The sequence below is a fragment of the Massilia sp. CT11-108 genome (assembly GCF_047302915.1).
GTDB classification, from domain to species: domain Bacteria; phylum Pseudomonadota; class Gammaproteobacteria; order Burkholderiales; family Burkholderiaceae_D; genus Telluria; species Telluria orientalis.
In genome coordinates this window covers 1-459 of the sequence record NZ_JBKYMO010001245.1, presented here as the reverse complement: position 1 = coordinate 459, position 459 = coordinate 1, and the positions used below count along the sequence as shown (strand labels likewise).

1 pseudogene is annotated in these 459 nt (G+C 71.0%); it reads left to right on the top strand.

The window, feature by feature from the left end:
- Nucleotides 1-459, top strand: a pseudogene (locus ACEN88_RS34235) (hypothetical protein); the annotation flags it as partial.

Sequence of the window (459 nt, the reverse complement as noted above, 5' to 3'; positions counted from 1 at the left end):
GTCCGCGCTGCACCGCAAGGATTTCGGCGACCTGCTGCAGGGCGACGACGTCCGTTACCACGTCGTCGGCGCCGACCGCCTGGAGCCGGGCGAGGTCGAAGTGAAATTCGGCCATGCGGTGTACCTGCCCGCGCCGAGCGAGGCCGTGCAGTACACCGTCAGCGTGTCGCGCGACAGCGCCGTGTGGAAGACCGTCTGCCCCATCTACCCGAACCAGAGACTGACCCTGATCGGCCACGATGCGCACGAGGCGACGTACGCCGCGCCGGGCTGGCCGTTCGGCGCGGAAGGCGCCGTCCTCCTCATCAACGACGGACCGGACTCGCCGCTCGAAGTGCAGGTGCGGCCGAAGGACGCCTTCGACTGCGGCTACGACCCGGCCGTCGGCTACTGGACGATCAAGTCGCGCCGCGGCGCCGTCGACGCCACCGGCGCGGCGCTGCGCCTGCTGCTGCGCGT